This window comes from Pseudomonas sp. S60 (assembly GCF_016647865.1).
GTDB classification, from domain to species: Bacteria; Pseudomonadota; Gammaproteobacteria; order Pseudomonadales; family Pseudomonadaceae; genus Aquipseudomonas; species Aquipseudomonas parafulva.
Genome location: NZ_JACVVH010000003.1, coordinates 80692 through 98965, shown reverse-complemented (window position 1 = coordinate 98965; position 18274 = coordinate 80692). Strand labels below are relative to the sequence as shown.

The 18274-nt window shown below is 63.8% G+C and carries 15 protein-coding genes; 5 read left to right on the top strand and 10 right to left on the bottom strand.

What is annotated here, in order from left to right; translation table 11 throughout:
* Nucleotide 1: 1 nt before the first annotated feature.
* The 6 genes from IAE33_RS02380 to mreB all read right to left on the bottom strand — a co-directional run bounded on the left by IAE33_RS02380 (nt 2) and on the right by mreB (nt 8779).
* Nucleotides 2–3817, bottom strand: coding sequence for a YhdP family protein (locus IAE33_RS02380; protein WP_201161934.1), 3816 nt, complete (start codon nt 3815–3817; stop codon nt 2–4).
* Nucleotides 3818–3896: 79 nt separating this feature from the next.
* Nucleotides 3897–5354, bottom strand: a complete 1458-nt coding sequence (gene rng, locus IAE33_RS02375; RefSeq protein WP_028631544.1) for a ribonuclease G — start codon at nt 5352–5354, stop codon at nt 3897–3899.
* 54 nt (nt 5355–5408) lie between these two features.
* Entirely contained in the window at nt 5409–6008 is a 600-nt protein-coding gene (locus IAE33_RS02370) for a Maf family protein (RefSeq protein ID WP_201161932.1), read from the bottom strand.
* A gap of 32 nt (nt 6009–6040) precedes the next feature.
* Nucleotides 6041–6529 (bottom strand): rod shape-determining protein MreD, encoded by a 489-nt coding sequence (gene mreD / locus IAE33_RS02365; RefSeq protein ID WP_060501773.1) that lies wholly within the window; start codon nt 6527–6529, stop codon nt 6041–6043.
* A complete protein-coding gene (gene mreC, locus IAE33_RS02360; protein ID WP_060482229.1) occupies nt 6529–7518 on the bottom strand; it encodes a rod shape-determining protein MreC in 990 nt (329 codons plus the stop codon). Before mreC ends, mreD begins: the two co-directional genes overlap by 1 nt.
* Nucleotides 7519–7741: 223 nt before the next feature.
* Nucleotides 7742–8779: a rod shape-determining protein MreB gene (gene mreB / locus IAE33_RS02355; RefSeq protein WP_003255163.1), complete on the bottom strand. Its 1038-nt coding sequence runs from the start codon at nt 8777–8779 to the stop codon at nt 7742–7744.
* A gap of 205 nt (nt 8780–8984) precedes the next feature.
* Here mreB and gatC point away from each other — a divergent pair, with 205 nt between their 5' ends.
* The 5 genes from gatC to IAE33_RS02330 all read left to right on the top strand — a co-directional run bounded on the left by gatC (nt 8985) and on the right by IAE33_RS02330 (nt 13803).
* Nucleotides 8985–9272, top strand: a complete 288-nt coding sequence (gene gatC, locus IAE33_RS02350) for an Asp-tRNA(Asn)/Glu-tRNA(Gln) amidotransferase subunit GatC (protein WP_028631548.1) — start codon at nt 8985–8987, stop codon at nt 9270–9272.
* Between the two features lie 15 nt (nt 9273–9287).
* Nucleotides 9288–10739 carry an Asp-tRNA(Asn)/Glu-tRNA(Gln) amidotransferase subunit GatA gene (gene gatA, locus IAE33_RS02345; protein WP_201161930.1) on the top strand — a complete coding sequence of 484 codons (1452 nt, stop codon included), beginning with the start codon at nt 9288–9290 and terminating at the stop codon, nt 10737–10739.
* A gap of 11 nt (nt 10740–10750) precedes the next feature.
* Nucleotides 10751–12196: an Asp-tRNA(Asn)/Glu-tRNA(Gln) amidotransferase subunit GatB gene (gene gatB / locus IAE33_RS02340; RefSeq protein WP_028631550.1), complete on the top strand. Its 1446-nt coding sequence runs from the start codon at nt 10751–10753 to the stop codon at nt 12194–12196.
* A gap of 128 nt (nt 12197–12324) precedes the next feature.
* Nucleotides 12325–12699, top strand: coding sequence for a septal ring lytic transglycosylase RlpA family protein (locus IAE33_RS02335; RefSeq protein WP_201161929.1), 375 nt, complete (start codon nt 12325–12327; stop codon nt 12697–12699).
* A 60-nt stretch (nt 12700–12759) separates the two neighbouring features.
* The gene (locus IAE33_RS02330) at nt 12760–13803 is read left to right on the top strand and encodes a calcium/sodium antiporter (protein ID WP_201161928.1); all 1044 of its coding nucleotides are present in this window, start codon (nt 12760–12762) and stop codon (nt 13801–13803) included.
* Nucleotides 13804–13874: 71 nt separating this feature from the next.
* Here the strand turns inward: IAE33_RS02330 and IAE33_RS02325 are convergent, their stop codons facing one another.
* From IAE33_RS02325 to IAE33_RS02310, 4 genes are all read right to left on the bottom strand, one after another.
* Complete coding sequence (locus tag IAE33_RS02325) at nt 13875–15233, bottom strand: amino acid permease (protein ID WP_060482233.1); 1359 nt, start codon at nt 15231–15233, stop codon at nt 13875–13877.
* 55 nt (nt 15234–15288) lie between these two features.
* On the bottom strand, nt 15289–16230 hold the full coding sequence (locus tag IAE33_RS02320; RefSeq protein WP_201161927.1) for an AEC family transporter: 942 nt from the start codon (nt 16228–16230) through the stop codon (nt 15289–15291).
* A 90-nt stretch (nt 16231–16320) separates the two neighbouring features.
* Complete coding sequence (locus IAE33_RS02315; RefSeq protein WP_028631555.1) at nt 16321–16881, bottom strand: response regulator transcription factor; 561 nt, start codon at nt 16879–16881, stop codon at nt 16321–16323.
* Nucleotides 16878–18137, bottom strand: coding sequence for an ATP-binding protein (locus IAE33_RS02310; RefSeq protein ID WP_028631556.1), 1260 nt, complete (start codon nt 18135–18137; stop codon nt 16878–16880). The genes IAE33_RS02315 and IAE33_RS02310 overlap by 4 nt, the downstream gene beginning before the upstream one ends.
* Between the last annotated feature and the right edge of the window lie 137 nt (nt 18138–18274).

Below are 18274 nucleotides of genomic sequence, written 5' to 3'. Positions count from 1 at the left end.
CCTAGCGGGACTTCTCGAAAGGTTTCACAAAGGTGATTCTAGGCTCTTTCCACGGGCCTTCTACCCGGTAGTGCACACTGGCGATGCGTGAGACGCGGTCACCAATCAGCCGATCGACCAGGAACAGTGCGCCCCCCACTGCCGGGGCACCCACGATCAGCGCCGCCAGTGGCAGGTTGTTGGTGACCGGGAGGCTGACCTGCAGGTTGGCCGCGACCGTGTCGCGCACCATGTCCAGCGTGCCATCGAGTTCGAAATCGCTCGAAGGCCCGGTGACCGAGATCGGCGTGCGCGTCACGTATACGCCGTTGCTCGCCACCAGCAAGCCCTTGAGCCGGTCGTAGGCCAGGCCCTTGTCGAACAGGTCAGAGAAGTCCAGGCGCAGGCGCCGCCCAATGGAGTTGAAGTTGAGCAGGCCGAACACCCGCAATGCCTGGGCACCACCGTCCACTTCGACGAACTGGCCGGACCGCAGTGCTGCGTCCAGGCTCCCCGAGAAGCGCTTGAGGCTGATCGCAGCCGGCGACCCCGGCCAACGGCCGTCCACATCCAGGCGGAAATCGCGGCTGCTCACGGTCGGGGCAAAGCCCCAGGCAGTGAGTACATCGGCCAGGTTCTTGCCCTGCAACCGCCCCTTGTACCAGCTACTGGCACTGCCCACACCTGCCTCCCAGCCGCCGCCGCCATTGATGCGCAGGCCCTTGAGGTCCAGGTCCAGGTCGCTGGCAGCAACGCCACGCGTGGTTGGCCGCAGCTTGATGGCGGCGCTGCCGTACAGTTCATCCCCGCGGTACAGCTTGTCGATGCGCAGGTCCAGCGGTGGCACTTTGCGCGGGTCGAAAGACGCCAGCGGGTCGGCACCCTCTTCGGCCTGTGCCTGCCCGGCATCGCTGGCAGGCAGGCGAAGCGTTTGCAGGTGCACCGTCATGGGCGCGCCCTTGGCGTCAGGCAGGCGGGCGTCCCCAATCACTTCGCGGCTGTCCAGGCGCAGCGCCCAGGCCGGGCCACTGCGGGCCAGGCGCACCACGGCCTGGTTCAGCTGCGTGCCAAACGCCTTGAGCTGGCCAATGGTCAGGTCCACGCTCTGCAGCAGTTGCTTGGCACTGCCACCAGGGTCGCTGCCACCCAGCTTTTCGGCTTGCGCCTGCCAGGGCGCCAGGTCGAGGGCCTCCAGCCGGCCCCGTACCCGCAGCCCCTGGCCTGCAGGAGGCTGAGCCCGCCCCGGGCCAAGCAGCAATTCACCGCCGCCTTGGGTCAGCTTGTCGGCTGGCGCAGTGTAGGCCAGCTGGGCAAGGTCGGTGTAGGCGGCATCGATCCGTCGCTGCGGGCCCTGTAGTGTCATGCTGAAGCGGCTGGCGCGGCTATCACCTGCGGCTTTACCGAAAGGTGCAGGCAGGTCGATTGCCAGCCCTTTGAGGGTGGAATTGACGGTGAGCAGGTTTTCCCGGCTGCCCAGGCTCAACTGCAGGTCATATGGCAAGTCGCCGGATGCCGGTAGAGCCTGATCGAACTGCAGCCATCGGGTCAACGCATTGAGCGGCACCTGGCCGTTAGCACTGATGCGCGTCTGCATCTCCCCCGGCTGGCCTTCTGCGGCAATTTGCGCCGTCACCGGCTTGCCGAAGGCCTGCAAGGTGATGCCCTTGCCGCTCAGGCCCTTGTCGTAGTCGAAGCTGAAATCACCCTTGAGCCGGCTCAGTTCCAACGTGGGCGGCGCAACCTTCAGCCGGGCATCGCGCGTGGCGAAGTCCACCTGCACTTTTGGCTGCTGCCCATGCGCCAGGGGGATGTCGAGCTTGACCTTGCCCTTGAGCGGGCCCTCGCCTTCCCAGCCGGCAAAGATGTCGCTGGTGCCGATGGGAGCTTCCTTGAGGATGCTGAGGCCGTCGGCCAGGCGACCATCGAAGCTGCCGTCCAGATACAGGTGGCTGTCCCGACCCTCTGCAACGTGGGGAATATCGACCTTGACGTCGCTGACCTTGGTATTGAGCAACAAGCCTTGGCGCGCCCGGATGCGCACCCCGCTGTCTTCGATGAACACATCACCAGCCACCTGCTGCACCTGTGGCCAGCCAGGCTGGAAGTCCAGGGCAGCGTCATGCACCTTGAAGAACAGGCTGATGCTGCGCGCCTCAGGCACGGCACCGTGGTTGAGCGAACCCTGGTACTGGAAGTAGCCTTCGTCCACTGCCCCCTTGACGATGGCGCTGCGCAGCCACTGGTCAAGGGCCGGGGTCAGCACCTCGGGCAAGTATTTGGCAGTGTAGCGGCCGTCGCCGTCGGTCAGGCCAACCCGCAGGTCCATGTAATCCTCGCGGCCTTTTTCGAACCACAGGCGGATGAGGAAATCACCGGCAATCTTGCCCTCGTCGCCCACTACCTTGAGATAAGGGGCAACCAGGGTGAACCCTTGCTTGTCGAGGGCCCAGGTGAGGCGCGCGTTGGCCTTCTGGTAGTGCCAGGGCTTGGCGAAGATAGGGTACAGGTGCAGCATGAACGCGTCGGTGTCCAGGCGCAGCTCGCCGTGGCCCAGGTCGCCACTGATGCTGCCGCTGACGTTACCGGCGGCAGGCGCGTTGTGGTAGGCGTTGAAGCCGACCTTTTCCAGGTTGGCTTCGAATTGCAGGCGCTGATCACCTTCAGCCTTGGGTTTTGCCTGCATTCGCACATTGCGCAGCGCACCGGTCACCTGCAACCCATCAACCACGGCCATCGCCTGTGAGGGCAACGGCGCCAGCGCATGGATCAGCGGGGTCAGGGGCGTGAGGTCGAGGCGGTCTGCCTGCAGGTGCCAGGTTTCATCGGCCGGGGCTTGACCTGCACGTTGCTGCAGTTGCAGGTGCGACTCCCAGCGTTGCTTGGCTAGGTCCATGGCCAGCGAGTCGACCACCACATCAAAACCGTCGCCCTGGCGCTGGAACCAGGCATTGAAGGCGAGGTTGTTCACTTTCGCCGGCTTGCGGCCCTCGAGCGCGCCTTGCAATTGCGGCGCGTTGAGCCGCACTGTCGCCTGTTGCAACTGGCGGTCGCGCCAGTCTACCCAGAACTCACCACCGGCCTGCAACGTGTCGGCGTGCCATTGGCCCAGCAGGCGGGGCGGTAACCAGCGCGCCCAGTCGCTTTGCGGCAGGCTCAGGTAGGTTTGCACCTGGGCATCGCGCCAGGCGTCGGCGGAGGCGCGGCTGCGCAGGTTGAGTGCCAGGGGCTGCCCATCAGGCAGGGTGGCGCGCAGTTCCAGCACCTGGCGAGCGCTGCCGGCACGCAAACCTGCACTCATATAAGTGAGGGTCAACGGGTCGCGCTGCCAGGCCTGCAAGGTCACCTGGCTATCGAAAATATCGAGGCGCCCGAGCTGGCCAAGGCGCTGCAACAGTTTTGCCGGGTCCAGTGGCGCGTCGTCCTGCTTGGGCAGGCCCTCAAGTTGCCAGCCGCCCTGCTCGTCTTCACGGGCAATCAGTTGCAGGCCGCTGAGCTGAATGCGTGACAGCCTGACTTCACGGGCCAGCAGGCTGCCCCAGATGTCCGGCACTACCCGCACATCGTCCAGGCGCAGGGCCGATGCGCCCTCGCCCAATTGCAGGTCGCGTACTTTGAACACCGGGGCCAGCCGGCTCCAATGGCCCTCCAGGGCGCCGATGTGCACGGGTACACCGAGCGCCTCGGCCGCTTTGCGCTCCACGTCGGCGCGGTACTCGGCCACCAGGGGTACCAGTTCGCGCCCCAGGCTGGCGTAAAGCGCCAGCAATACCACCAGCAGGGCGCAAACGCCCAGCCCCCAGCGGGTCAGGACGACAAGAACGCGGCTTACACGCGCCATGGCCAAGGCCCTCCAGGTCGTCTATGCAGCATGGCCCGTGGAATGGGTTTTGCCAGGCCACGGCGGGCGTCAGGCGGCCTCAGAGCAGCACCACGTCATACTGCTCCTGCGAATACATCGACTCGACCTGAAAGCGAATGGTTCGACCGATGAAGGCCTCCAGTTCAGCGACGTTGCCGGATTCCTCATCCAGCAGACGGTCCACTACCTTCTGGTTGGCCAGCACGCGGTAGCCCTCGGCCTGGTAGGCGCGAGCCTCGCGCAGAATCTCACGGAAGATTTCGTAACAGATGGTTTCAGGGGTTTTCAACTTGCCGCGGCCCTGGCACGCCTGGCACGGCTCACACAGCACCTGCTCCAGGCTCTCGCGGGTCCGCTTGCGGGTCATCTGCACCAGCCCCAGTTCGGTGATGCCGATGATGTTGGTCTTGGCGTGGTCACGCTCCAGCTGTTTTTCCAGGGTGCGCAGCACCTGGCGCTGGTGCTCTTCATCTTCCATGTCGATGAAGTCGATGATGATGATGCCACCGATGTTGCGCAGGCGCAGTTGCCGGGCGATGGCGGTAGCGGCTTCCAGGTTGGTCTTGAAGATGGTTTCTTCGAGGTTGCGGTGGCCGACAAAGGCACCGGTGTTCACGTCAATGGTGGTCATGGCTTCGGCCGGGTCGACCACCAGGTAGCCACCAGACTTCAACGGCACCTTGCGCTCCAGGGCACGCTGGATTTCGTCCTCCACGCCATACAGGTCGAAAATTGGCCGCTCGCCCGGGTAGTGTTCGAGGCGGTCGGCGATCTCCGGCATCAGCTCTTCGACGAACTGCGTGGTTTTCTGGAAGGTTTCCCGGGAGTCGATGCGGATCTTCTCGATCTTGGGGTTTACCAGGTCACGCAGGGTGCGCAGGGCCAACCCCAGGTCTTCGTAAATGACCATGGGGGCACCGCAGCTTTTGATCTGCGCGCCGATTTGCTCCCACAGCCTGCGCAGGTAGCGGATGTCCTGCAGGATTTCCTCGGCCCGGGCACCTTCTGCAGCGGTGCGCAGGATGAAACCACCGGCGTCCTTGATATTTTCGCTGTCCATGCAGTCACTGACCACACGCTTGAGGCGCTCGCGCTCGGCTTCGTCCTCGATCTTCAGGGAAATGCCCACATGGCTGCTGCGCGGCATGTACACCAGGTAGCGCGAGGGGATCGACAGCTGGGTGGTCAGGCGCGCGCCCTTGGTGCCGATCGGGTCCTTGGTGACCTGAACCACCAGGGCCTGGCCTTCATGGACAAGGGCCGTGATGTTTTCCACCGCAGAGCCTTCGCGCTGGGAAATTTCCGATGCGTGAATGAACGCCGCCCGCTCCAGCCCGATATCGACAAAGGCCGCCTGCATGCCCGGCAATACCCGTACCACCTTGCCCTTGTAGATGTTGCCGACGATGCCACGGCGCTGGGTGCGCTCGACGTGCACCTCCTGCAGTACCCCGTTTTCCACCACCGCCACGCGTGACTCCATCGGGGTGATGTTGATCAGGATCTCTTCACTCATGGCACGCTCTCGTCAAGGATGTTCGGTAATGATGGATCGCAGTGGGGTGGTTGGCTAGCGCGGCGCTGATACGCCGTGTTGCTGCCAGCACGCGATGGAAAACGCATCCAGCAGGCGCGCAGTTTCGAACAGGGGCAGGCCGACCACGGTCGAGTAACTGCCCATCAGTTCCCTGACGAAGACTGCGCCCAGGCCCTGGATGGCGTAGCCGCCGGCTTTGTCATGGGGCTCACCGGTGGCCCAGTAGCGCTGCGCTTCTTCTGGGCTGATGGCACGGAAATAGACATGAGTACCTACGCACACGTCCAGGCAGCGAGCGCCGTCGGTCACGGCCACGGCGGTGATCACCTGATGATGGTCATCTGACAGCTGCGCGAGCATGGCCAACCCGTGTTCGCGGTCACGGGGCTTGCCAAGGATCTGGCCGCCAATCGACACCACGGTATCGGCACCCAGCACCACACCGGGGCCGTCGAGCCCGGCCAAGCCGGCAGCAGCCTTCGCACGGGCAAGGCGCAGGGCGTACTCGGAGACGCCTTCATCCGGCAGCGGGGTTTCGTCGACAGAGGCACTGACAACGGAAAAGTCGACACCGATCTGAGCCAACAGTTCGCGCCGACGGGGTGAGCCAGAAGCCAGGTAAAGCGGGGTCATCGGACATCTCCCTGTCAGTGGCACCGTGGCCGTCAATTGATGTGCAGGCGTCGGCGTGCGTCGCGCAAGGCAAAGCTTATCCATGGCCAGAGCAGAGCACTGATCACGGCCGACCAGACCAGTGCCAGGGTCGGCAGGCGGTTACCGGTGAGCGCGCTGAGCCACAGCTGAACCAGCTGGGCAATACCGAACACCACCAGGATGACCAGGCTCTGCTGCCACATGGGGAACATGCGCAAGCGCTGTTGCAGCGACAGCACGAGGAAGGTGATCAGGGTGAGAATAAGCGCGTTTTGCCCAAGCAGGGTGCCGTAGAGCACATCTTCGGCCAGGCCGAGCACGAATGCCGTGGTCATGCCGACCTTGTGCGGCACGGCGAGGGTCCAGAACGACACCAGCAAGGCCAGCCACATGGGGCGGAACACTTCCATGAACTGAGGCATGGGCGACACGCTGAGCAGCAGGCCGATGGCGAAGGTCAGCCAGATGAACCAGCCGTTGTTGCGGCGCGACGCTGCCATCACGGCCTCCTGGGTTGAGCGGTTGCCGCCGGCGCCGCAGCCGGTGTGGCAGGTTGCGCTGCGGGTGTGGCCGGCTTGGCTGGCGTGGTGCCAGCCGGTGTGGCGGGCGTGGTCGCTGCCGGCGCAGCCTGCTCGGGTGCGGCTGTGCCCTGCCCGGCTGCCGGCGCACCCTTGCGGTCGGCCTCTTCCTGAGCGATGGCAGCATCGGTGGCGCGCTCTTCAGGGGTGCGGCGATCACTGAACACCAGCAACATGTAGCGGCTGCGGTTCAGCGCGGCAGTGGGGATGGCGCGCACGATGGCAAACGGCTGGCCGGAGTCGTGGATCACTTCGTTGACCGTGGCAACGGGGTAGCCTGCCGGGAAACGCTGGCCCATGCCGGAGCTGACCAGCAAATCCCCTTCCTTGATGTCTGCCGTGTCGGCCACGTGACGCAGCTCCAGGCGCTCGGGGTTGCCGGTACCGCTGGCAATGGCGCGCAGGCCGTTACGGTTGACCTGTACCGGAATGCTGTGGGTGGTGTCAGTGAGCAGCAGCACCCGTGAGGTGTAGGGCATCAACTCGACCACCTGGCCCATCAGGCCACGCGCATCGAGCACCGGCTGGCCCAGGAACACACCGTCACGCTCACCCTTGTTGATCAGGATACGGTGGGTGAACGGGTTGGGGTCGACACCGATCAGTTCGGCCACCTCGACCTTTTCGTTAACCAGTGCCGATGAGTTGAGCAACTCGCGCAGGCGCACGTTCTGCTCGGTGAGGGCTGCCAGCTTCTGCAGGCGCCCCTGCAGCAGCAGGGCTTCGGTCTTGAGTTTCTCGTTTTCGGCAATCAGCTCGTTGCGGCTGCCGAACTGCCCCGCCACCCCTTGCCAGGCACGCTGTGGCAGGTCGGTGATCCAGTAGGATTCCATGAGCACCAGGCCCATCTGGCTGCGCACAGGTTTAAGCAGGTCGAAGCGCGCGTCGACAACCATCAACGCGACCGACATCACTACCAGAACAAGCAGGCGCACGCCCAGCGAAGGGCCCTTGGAGAAAAGCGGTTTAATGGGCCGTTCCTCGTGGACGACTCAGGAGGTCATTGGACATGGGACAACGCACCAGCCTGGTTGCGGGTTGACGGATAAGGCGCCCGGGCGGGCGCCAGCCCAGCACATACAGGTAGCACTGTGCGCACTACCTGTAAACCGGGGCTCGTGAACAGCGAGGGGATCACTCGCTGGAGAGCAGGTCCATCGCGTGCTTGTCCATCATTTCCAGGGCGCGACCGCCGCCACGGGCAACACAGGTCAGCGGATCTTCGGCAACGATCACCGGCAGGCCGGTTTCCTGGGCCAGCAGCTTGTCCAGATCGCGCAACAGCGCACCACCACCGGTCAGCACCAGGCCACGTTCGGCAATGTCCGAGGCCAGCTCTGGCGGAGACTGCTCCAGGGCGCTCTTGACCGCCTGAACGATGGTGGCCAGCGATTCCTGAAGGGCTTCGAGCACCTCGTTGGAATTGAGGGTGAACGCGCGTGGTACGCCTTCGGCCAGGTTGCGGCCGCGCACATCGACTTCACGCACTTCGCCACCTGGGTAGGCAGTGCCGATTTCCTGTTTGATGCGCTCGGCGGTGGATTCACCGATCAGGCTGCCGTAGTTGCGGCGTACGTAAGTGACAATGGCTTCATCGAAACGGTCGCCGCCCACGCGGACAGATTCTGCGTAGACCACACCGTTCAGGGAGATGAGCGCGATTTCGGTGGTGCCACCACCGATATCCACCACCATCGAACCGCGGGCTTCTTCAACCGGCAGGCCAGCACCGATGGCAGCGGCCATGGGCTCTTCGATCAGGAACACTTCACGGGCACCTGCACCCAGGGCCGATTCGCGGATGGCGCGGCGTTCAACCTGGGTGGACTTGCACGGTACGCAGATCAGCACACGGGGGCTGGGCTGCAGAAAGCTGTTCTCGTGAACCTTGTTGATAAAATATTGCAACATTTTTTCGCAAACGCTGAAGTCGGCGATAACGCCGTCCTTCATCGGACGAATGGCAGCAATGTTGCCAGGCGTACGGCCCAGCATGCGCTTGGCTTCGGTACCGACGGCGACGACGCTTTTCTGATTGCCATGGGTACGGATGGCAACAACCGAGGGCTCATTCAGGACGATACCGCGCTCACGCACGTAAATAAGGGTGTTGGCAGTACCCAGGTCGATGGACAGATCGCTGGAAAACATGCCACGCAGTTTCTTGAACATGGGAAAGTGACCCTGGGGAAAGCGTGGGTAAAAAAGTGCGGCAAACTCTAACAATGGCAGGGATTTTGGGCAAGGAGCCAATATGTTAAATTGGCTGTTTTTCCGAGCATGCCAGCCGATGATCGCGGCCGTTGGACCGCCAAAAAGCTGACATGTTCCTCACCGCGGACACTAATTCCGTTCTTTGTTTCCCTTGGAGATCACCATGGCGCTTGAACGCTGCGACGTGGAAAAGATCGCCCATCTGGCCCGACTGGGGCTGAATGATGGCGAACTGCCACGCATTACCGACGCCCTGAACAGCATCCTCGGGCTGGTCGACCAGATGCAAGCGGTCGATACCACTGGCATCGAGCCCCTGGCTCACCCCCTGGAGGCCAGCCAGCGGCTGCGTCCCGACCAGGTCACCGAGCACAACCAGCGCGAGGCCTACCAGGCCATCGCACCGAAGACCGAAAGCGGTCTGTACCTGGTTCCCAAAGTCATCGAGTAAGGGATAGCGCCTGCCATGCATCAATTGACCCTGGCCGAGATCGCCCGCGGGCTCGCCGACAAGTCGTTTTCTTCCGAAGAGCTGACCAGCGCCCTGCTGGCCCGCATCAAGCAGATCGACCCGCAACTCAACAGCTTCATCAGCGTCACCGACGACCTGGCCATCAGCCAGGCACGTGCCGCCGACGCCCGCCGCGCTGCCGGTGACACCGGCGTGCTGCTGGGTGCGCCCATTGCCCACAAGGACCTGTTCTGTACCCTGGGCGTGCGCACCAGCTGCGCGTCGAAGATGCTCGACAATTTCAAGGCGCCTTACGACGCCACCGTGGTAGCCAAGCTGGCCGAAGCCGGCATGGTCACCCTGGGCAAAACCAACATGGACGAGTTCGCCATGGGTTCGGCCAACGAATCCAGCCACTATGGCGCGGTGAAAAACCCCTGGAACCTCGACCACGTGCCAGGCGGTTCTTCTGGCGGTTCGGCCGCTGCCGTAGCGGCCCGCCTGCTGCCGGTGACCACCGGCACCGACACCGGCGGCTCGATCCGCCAGCCTGCCGCGCTGACCAACCTCACCGGCCTCAAACCGACCTACGGTCGCGTTTCGCGCTGGGGCATGATCGCCTACGCCTCCAGCCTCGACCAGGGCGGCCCGCTGGCCCGTACCGCCGAGGACTGCGCCCTGCTGCTGCAAGGCATGGCCGGTTTCGATGCCAAAGACTCCACCAGCATCGATGAACCGGTGCCGGACTACAGCGCCAACCTCAATGCGCCCCTGCAGGGCCTGCGCATCGGCCTGCCCAAGGAGTACTTCGGCGCGGGCCTCGACCCGCGTATCGCCGACCTGGTCCAGGCCAGCGTCAAGGAACTGGAACAGCTTGGCGCGGTGGTGAAGGAAATCAGCCTGCCGAACATGCAGCATGCCGTCCCGGCTTACTACGTGATCGCGCCGGCCGAAGCGTCTTCGAACCTGTCGCGTTTCGACGGCGTGCGCTTCGGCCACCGCTGCGACGCCCCGAAAGACCTCACCGACCTGTACAAGCGCTCCCGTGGCGAAGGGTTCGGCGCCGAAGTGCAGCGCCGCATCATGGTCGGCACCTATGCCCTGTCGGCCGGCTACTACGATGCCTATTACGTCAAGGCGCAGCAGATCCGCCGCCTGATCAAGAACGACTTCATGGCCGCCTTCAACGATGTCGACCTGATCCTCGGCCCAACCACGCCGAACCCGGCCTGGAAGCTGGGCGCCAAGAGCAGCGACCCGGTCGCCGCCTACCTTGAGGACGTCTACACCATCACCGCCAACCTCGCCGGGCTGCCTGGCCTGTCGATGCCGGCCGGCTTCGTCGATGGCTTGCCGGTCGGTGTACAGCTGCTGGCACCGTACTTCCAGGAAGGCCGCCTGCTCAATGTCGCGCACCGCTACCAGCAGGTGACCGACTGGCACACCCGCGCCCCTAACGGCTTCTGAGGAATTCACACATGCAATGGGAAGTTGTGATCGGGCTGGAAATCCACACTCAGCTCGCCACCCAGTCGAAGATCTTTTCCGGCAGTGCCACGACGTTTGGCTCGGAACCGAACACCCAGGCCAGCCTGGTCGACCTGGGCATGCCCGGCGTACTGCCGGTACTCAACCAGGAAGCCGTGCGCATGGCGTGCATGTTCGGCCTGGCCATCGATGCTGAAATCGGCAAGCGCAACGTGTTTGCCCGCAAGAACTACTTTTACCCCGACCTGCCCAAGGGCTACCAGATCAGCCAGATGGACCTGCCAATCGTCGGCAAGGGTCACCTGGACATCGCCCTTGAAGACGGCACCCTCAAGCGCATCGGGGTCACCCGTGCGCACCTGGAGGAAGACGCCGGCAAGAGCCTGCACGAAGACTTCAGCGGCTCCACCGGCATCGACTTGAACCGCGCCGGCACACCCTTGCTGGAGATCGTTTCCGAGCCAGACATGCGCAGCGCCAAGGAGGCCGTGGCGTACGTCAAGGCCATCCACGCCCTGGTGCGCTACCTGGGCATCTGTGACGGCAACATGGCCGAAGGCTCGCTGCGCTGCGACTGCAACGTGTCGATCCGCCCCAAGGGCCAGACCGAGTTCGGCACCCGCTGCGAGATCAAGAACGTCAACTCGTTCCGCTTCATCGAGCGCGCGATCAACAGCGAGATCCAGCGCCAGATCGACCTGATCGAAGACGGCGGCAAGGTGGTGCAGGAAACCCGCCTGTACGACCCGAACAAAGACGAAACCCGCTCCATGCGCAGCAAGGAGGAAGCCAACGACTACCGTTACTTCCCCGACCCAGACCTGCTGCCAGTGGTGATCGAAGATAGCTTCCTGGCAACCGTGCGTGCCGGCCTGCCGGAACTGCCGCCGCAGAAAGTCGAGCGCTTCCAGAGCCAGTACGGCCTGTCGGCCTATGACGCCAACGTACTGGCCTCCAGCCGTGAGCAGGCCGACTACTTCGAGGAAGTGGTCAAGATCGGTGGCGATGCGAAGCTTGCGGCCAACTGGGTCATGGTCGAGCTGGGCAGCCTGCTGAACAAGCTGGGCATTGAAATCGACCAGGCCCCGGTCAGCGCTGCGCACCTGGGTGGCATGCTGCTGCGCATCCGCGATAACACCATCAGCGGCAAGATCGCCAAGACGGTATTCGAAGCCATGGCTGCCGGCGAAGGGGATGCCGACAGCATCATCGAAAGCCGCGGCCTGAAACAGGTGACCGACAGCGGTGCCATCGAGCAGATGCTCGACGAAGTGCTGGCGGCCAACGCCGAACAGGTCGAGCAGTACCGGGCAGCCGATGAGGCCAAGCGCGGCAAGATGTTCGGCTTCTTCGTTGGCCAGGCGATGAAAGCATCCAAAGGCAAGGCCAACCCCGGGCAGGTGAACCAACTGCTCAAGGCCAAGCTCGAAGGCTGACTGTTTTACCCATGTAGACCTGCGAGGGCCTGGCCCTCGTTCGCGGCCTGACCCGCGCTCACAGCGGCCCCATTCAATGGGCTGTGGGCGCGGTTTACCCGCGATGTGGCCATACTGGAGCGCCCGACTTGCTGAAACGATCCCTGGGCACCTTCGCCCTCTTCGCCCTTCTGGCAGGCTGCGCCAGCCATGACATCGACCCACGCGGTTATGACAAGACCGGCACCGCCTCGTATTACGGCTCACGCCACCACGGCAAACGCACAGCCAGCGGCGAGCCCTTCAACCAGCACGGCCTGACCGCCGCCCACCGCACCTTGCCATTCGGCAGCCGCGTACTGGTGACCAACCTGGCCAACCAGCGCAGCGTGGTGGTGCGCATCAACGACCGCGGCCCACATGCCCGCAATCGCCTGATCGACCTGTCACGCGCCGCCGCAGAAAAAATCGGCATGCTGCGTAGCGGAACAGCGCGCGTGCGGGTACAAGGGCTTAGTGACTGACACGACTGGAGCCCTATCATTTTCGACCTGGCCACCCTTCCCACCTTCAGCCTTCTGCAGTTGGGCATCGCCCTGCTGCTGCTGGTCGGCGGCGCCGAATTACTGGTGCGTGCGTCGCTGCGCCTGGCGCAAAGGCTGCATGTTCGCCCGCTGATCATCGGCCTGAGCCTGGTGGCCTTCGGCAGCACGGCACCCCAGCTCACCGTCAGCCTGCAGGCCGCCTACCAGGGCGCGCCGGACGTTGCCGTAGGCAGCGTGATCGGCAGCAACATCTTCAACGTACTGGCCATCCTCGGCCTGGCCGCGCTGATTATTCCGCTGCGGGTATCGCGCCAGCTGGTACGCCTGGACATCCCTCTGATGATCGTGGCAAGCCTGCTGGTCTACGGCTTGGCCGCCAACGGCTACCTGGGGAGGCTGGAGGGGGCATTGCTGCTGCTTGGGCTTGTGGGTTACCTGGCGATGCTGTGGCATCAGTCCCGCCACTACGCGCGCACGTACCCGGCCCCGCGCACGGCCACCTCCAGCGCCGGCCATTTCTGGGCGGGCACGGCCCTGCAGGTGCTGACCGGCCTGGGCCTGTTGACCCTTGCCGGCCACCTGTTGCTGGACGCCGTGGTGGAAGTGGCCACCGACCTTGGGCTGTCGGAACGAGTGATCGGCCTGACCGTGGTGGCCATCTGCACCTCCTTGCCCGAACTGGCGGCGGCGCTGATCGCCGCCCTGCGCGGCGAGCGCGAAATTGCCGTGGGCACGGTAATCGGCAGCAACCTGTTCAACCTGCTCGGCGTGCTGGGGCTCACGGCCCTGGTCACCCCCGAGCCACTGTCGATATCACCCAACGCACTGGATTTCGACCTGCCTGTGATGCTTGGCGTGGCGGTGCTGAGCCTGCCCGTGTTCTATTCGGGCTACCGCATCACCCGCGCAGAAGGGCTTGTGTTTCTGTGCCTGTACCTGGCGTATGGGCTACACGTTGCAGCATTCACCATGGGCATGCCACTGGCTGGCCGCCTGGAACGCCTGATGCTGCTCTATGTACTGCCAGTGCTTGCACTGGTGCTGCTGTACACCACCGTGCGAGCCTGGCGCCGCCAGCATTAGCGGCAGGCGACGCCCTTTTCGCGGGTAAAGCCCTGTAGAGGCGGGTTTACCCGCGATGAGGCCAGCCCTGCCTAGCTGGCCTGGCGAGCCTTTTTCAGCCTGAACGCCACCCACAACGCAGCAATCCAGGCCGGGATCAGCATCACCGAAATGCGAATCGGCGGGGTCAGGTACATCACCACCAAGATCAACACGATGAACGCCAGGCACAGGTAATTGCTCAGCGGGTGCCACAGGCTCTTGTAGAACGGCGTCACCCCTGCTGCGAGCTTGGCCTTGCGGAACTTCAGGTGGGTAATGCTGATGCTCGCCCAGTTGATCACCAGCGCCGACACCGCCAGGGCCATCAGCAAACCAAAGGCTTCACCCGGCATCAGGTAGTTGATCACCACACACAGGCCCGTAGCCAGTGCCGACACGCCCAGGGCTGTAAGCGGTACGCCACTGCGGCTGACCTTGAGCAACTGGCGCGGCGCATCACCCTGGCTGGCCAGGCCAAACAGCATGCGGCTGTTGGCATACACGCAGCTGTTGTAGACCGACAGGGCTGCCGTGAGCACCACGACGTTGAGGATGGTGGCCACCACATCGCTGTTGGCATTGTGGAAGATCATCACGAAGGGGCTACCGCCCTGCACCACCTTCTGCCACGGGTACAGCGACAGCAGCACGGCCAGCGCGCCGATGTAGAAGATCAGGATGCGATACACCACCTGGTTGGTGGCCTTGGGGATGCTCTGGCGCGGGTTGTCGGCTTCTGCAGCGGTGATGCCCACCAGCTCCAGGCCACCGAACGAGAACATGATCACGGCCAGGGCCATGACCAGCCCGGTGACGCCATTGGGGAAGAACCCGCCGTACTGCCACAGGTTGGCGACACTGGCATCCGGGCCGCCCGTGCCGCTGGCCAACAGCCAGGCGCCAAAGCCGATCATGCTGAGGATGGCCACGACCTTGATCAGGGCGAACCAGAACTCCATTTCGCCATACACCTTCACCTGGGTGAGGTTGATCAGGTTGATCACCACGAAGAAGATCGCCGCTGTCGCCCAGGTGGGGAAGCCTGGCCACCAGTACTGCACGTAAATGCCCACAGCGGTCAGCTCTGCCATGCCCACCAGCACGTAGACCACCCAGTAGTTCCAGCCTGAAACGAACCCTGCGAACTCGCTCCAGTAGCGGTGGGCAAAATGGCTGAAGCTGCCGGCTACCGGCTCCTCCACTACCATTTCACCCAGCTGGCGCATGATCAGGAAGGCCATCAGGCCGGCGATGGCATAGCCCAGCAGCACCGAGGGGCCGGCCAGCTGGATGGTCTGGGCGATGCCCAGGAACAACCCGGTGCCAATGGCGCCGCCCAGTGCGATCAGCTGGATATGGCGGTTCTTCAGCCCGCGCTGTAACTGCTCGGGCCTGTTCTGGTCTTGCATGAAGTGTCCTTTCGCTGGTGGGGCAGTGTTATTGCTTTGGTTGTCGGCCAAGGATCTAGATCCATCCGCCCCACTGCAAGATGAAAATACCAATATTGGTGGTAATTGCCGCCATTAGCGTAGTAATCACGATGATAGAGGCTGCCAGTTCATGGTTGCCATTGGCCGCCCTGGCCATCACGTAGCTGGCCGCAGCGGTGGGGCTGCCGATGTACAGGAACAGGATGCCCAACTCGGCGCCACGAAAACCGCACAGCCACGCACCCAGGGTGCCGGCCAGCGGCAGCCAGACCATTTTCACCAGGCTGGCATCCATGGCCAGCCGGCCGCTGTCGCGCAGCGCCGTTAGCGACAGGGTGCCGCCAATGCAGATAAGCGCCAACGGCAGGGTCATCTGGGCCAGGTAGTCACCCGAGGTGAGCAACCAGTTGGGCAGCGGTACCTGGCCGTAGGCCATGGGGGTAGCCACCAGCACGCTGATGATCAGCGGGTTCCTGAAGATGCTCTTGCAGATGCTCCACGGATCGGACTTGAGGTCTGGGCTGTAGACCGCCAGCACCACCGCCGACAGCGAGTTGTACATGAGGATGACCAGCCCGGCGAGCACTGCCCCCAGAGAAATGCCGTAGTCCCCATACAGGCTTGCTGCCAGGGCCAGGCCGATGACGCCGTTATTGCCGCGAAACGCACCCTGGGTGTAGATACCACGGTCTGCCACCGGGCTGCGCCATACTGCCATGCCCCAGGCGATGGCAAACCCGACCAGGGTGGCAATCACGAAGTAGAGCATCACGCCTGGTTTTACTGCGGCGGCCAGGTCGGCGTGGTAGATGCCCAGAAACAGCAACGCGGGCATGCAGACGTTGAACACCAGCTGTGAGGCAACACGGTTGAAGTTGTCGTCGATAAGGTTGATGCGCCGCAGCAGCACGCCCATGAACAGCATGGCAAAGACAGGCGCCGTAATGTTCAGCGTCTGGACGAGAAGGGCAAGCATGCGCGCACCATCCGGGTGGGGGTTACCGTTAGGCGGCTAATGATACACCGGTCGGCGCGTGCATGGCGCGCGCCAACTAGGGGCAGCGACTCAGCGGCGGACGGGGCGCTTCTGCAGCTTGCGTTGCAGGGTACGGCGGTGCATGCCCAGGGCGCGTGCGGTGGCCGAGATATTGCCCTCGTGCTCATTGAGCACGCGCTGGATGTGCTCCCACTGCAAACGGTCGACCGACATGGGATTTTCCGGCACCAGGGTGTCCAGGTCGGTGTGCTCCGACAGCAGCGCCGCCAGTACATCGTCAGCATCGGCCGGCTTGCAGAGGTAATTGCAGGCACCGCGCTTCACGGCTTCCACCGCTGTGGCGATGCTGGAATAACCGGTCAGGATCACCACGCGCATCTCCGGGTCCAGGGCCAGCAGCTTGGGCAGCAACACCAGCCCCGAGTCGCCTTCCATTTTCAGGTCCAGGGTGGCGTAGTCCGGCAGGTCCTGCTGGGCCAGCACCAGGCCCTCTTCGGCAGAGCTTGCGGTGCTCACCCGGAAGCCACGACGGCTCATGGCCCGGGCCATCACCCGGGTGAAGGTGGCGTCGTCATCCACCAGCAACAGGTGGGGCAGCTCTTCGCTTTCGACCTGGTTTTCTTCGCTCATCTTTCTTCTCCTCGCGTGCCGTGGGGCAGGCGCAATTCGGTCAGGGTGCCACCTTGATCATGACTATAGAGTTTCACCGAACCACCCGCACGGGTCACGCTGGCCTTGCTCAGGAACAGGCCCAGGCCAAAACCCTTGCCCTTGGTGGTGATGAAAGGTTTGCCAATGGCTTCGGCAATGGCCGGTGGCACACCCGGGCCATGGTCGCGGATGCTGATGACGATGTCCTGGGCGTCCCAGTCCAGGCGCACTTCCAGGTCATCGGGGCAGGCATCGGCAGCATTGTTCAGCAGGTTCAGCAACGCCTGGGTCAGGTCTGGCGGTGGGGTCAGGCGGGGCACCTGGCCATCGCGCAGGCGCTGGAAGCGGTAGCTGGCTTCGGGGCGCATCAGGTGCCAGCGGTTCAGCGCCTCGTCCAGCCAGGCGGTCACGTCCTGCTCAACCAGCGCCAGGCGCCGATTGGCTTCAGCAGCGCGCACCAGGTGCTGCAAGGTCTGCTTGCACAGCTTTACCTGGTCCTGAAGGATCTGCAGGTCTTCCTGCAGCAGCGGGTCGTGGTGGTCCTGGCGCATTTCGTTCAGCAGCACACTCATGGTCGCCAGCGGCGTGCCCAGTTCGTGGGCCGCGCCGGCAGCCTGGGTAGCCACCGCCAGCAATTGCTCGTCGCGCAGGCTTTCTTCGCGCCGCTCGGAACGCAGTTGCTCCTGGCGCCGAAGCTCTTCGGCCATGCGTGCGGCAAAGAAGGTGATCACCGCAGCGGCCAAGGCAATGCTCAGCCACATGCCGTACACCTGCATCTTGTCCCGCGCCAGGGGCAGGCCTTCCAGCGGGTAAAACTGCACCAGCAGCAGGCTGTAGGCGGTCAGCGCGATGCCGGACAGTATCAGCGAGTACAGCCAGGGCAGCGTCACCGCCGCGATCGCCAGAGGCACCAGGTAATACGACACGAACGGGTTGGTGGAACCGCCTGAGTAATACAGCAGCGCACTGTGGATCAGCAGGTCGCAGGCCAGTTGCAGGGCGTATTCCAGTTCGGTGACCGGGAGCGACAAGCGCAGGCGCAGGGCCGTGAACGCGCACAGCAACGAGGACAAGGCCAAGGTGCCAGCCAACGACAGCCAGGGCAGCGGCAGCAGTTCGGTCCAGTAGGCCACGCCCACGGAACCCGCCTGGGCGGCCAGGACCAGAACCCGGATGACAGTCAGGCGCCAGAGGTTCTGGCGGGTAGCGGACAGCGGTTGTACGGCGGCGAGCATGAGCTCTCCTGATGAGTGCTCCAGAAAATCGGCTGGAGTATACCGAAGCCGGGCGCCTCGCTGCAGCAATGCGGCAAAGCGCCACACTTTGTCACAGGTTGCCGATGGCACCGCTGAACCCACTACACTGTTTTCCG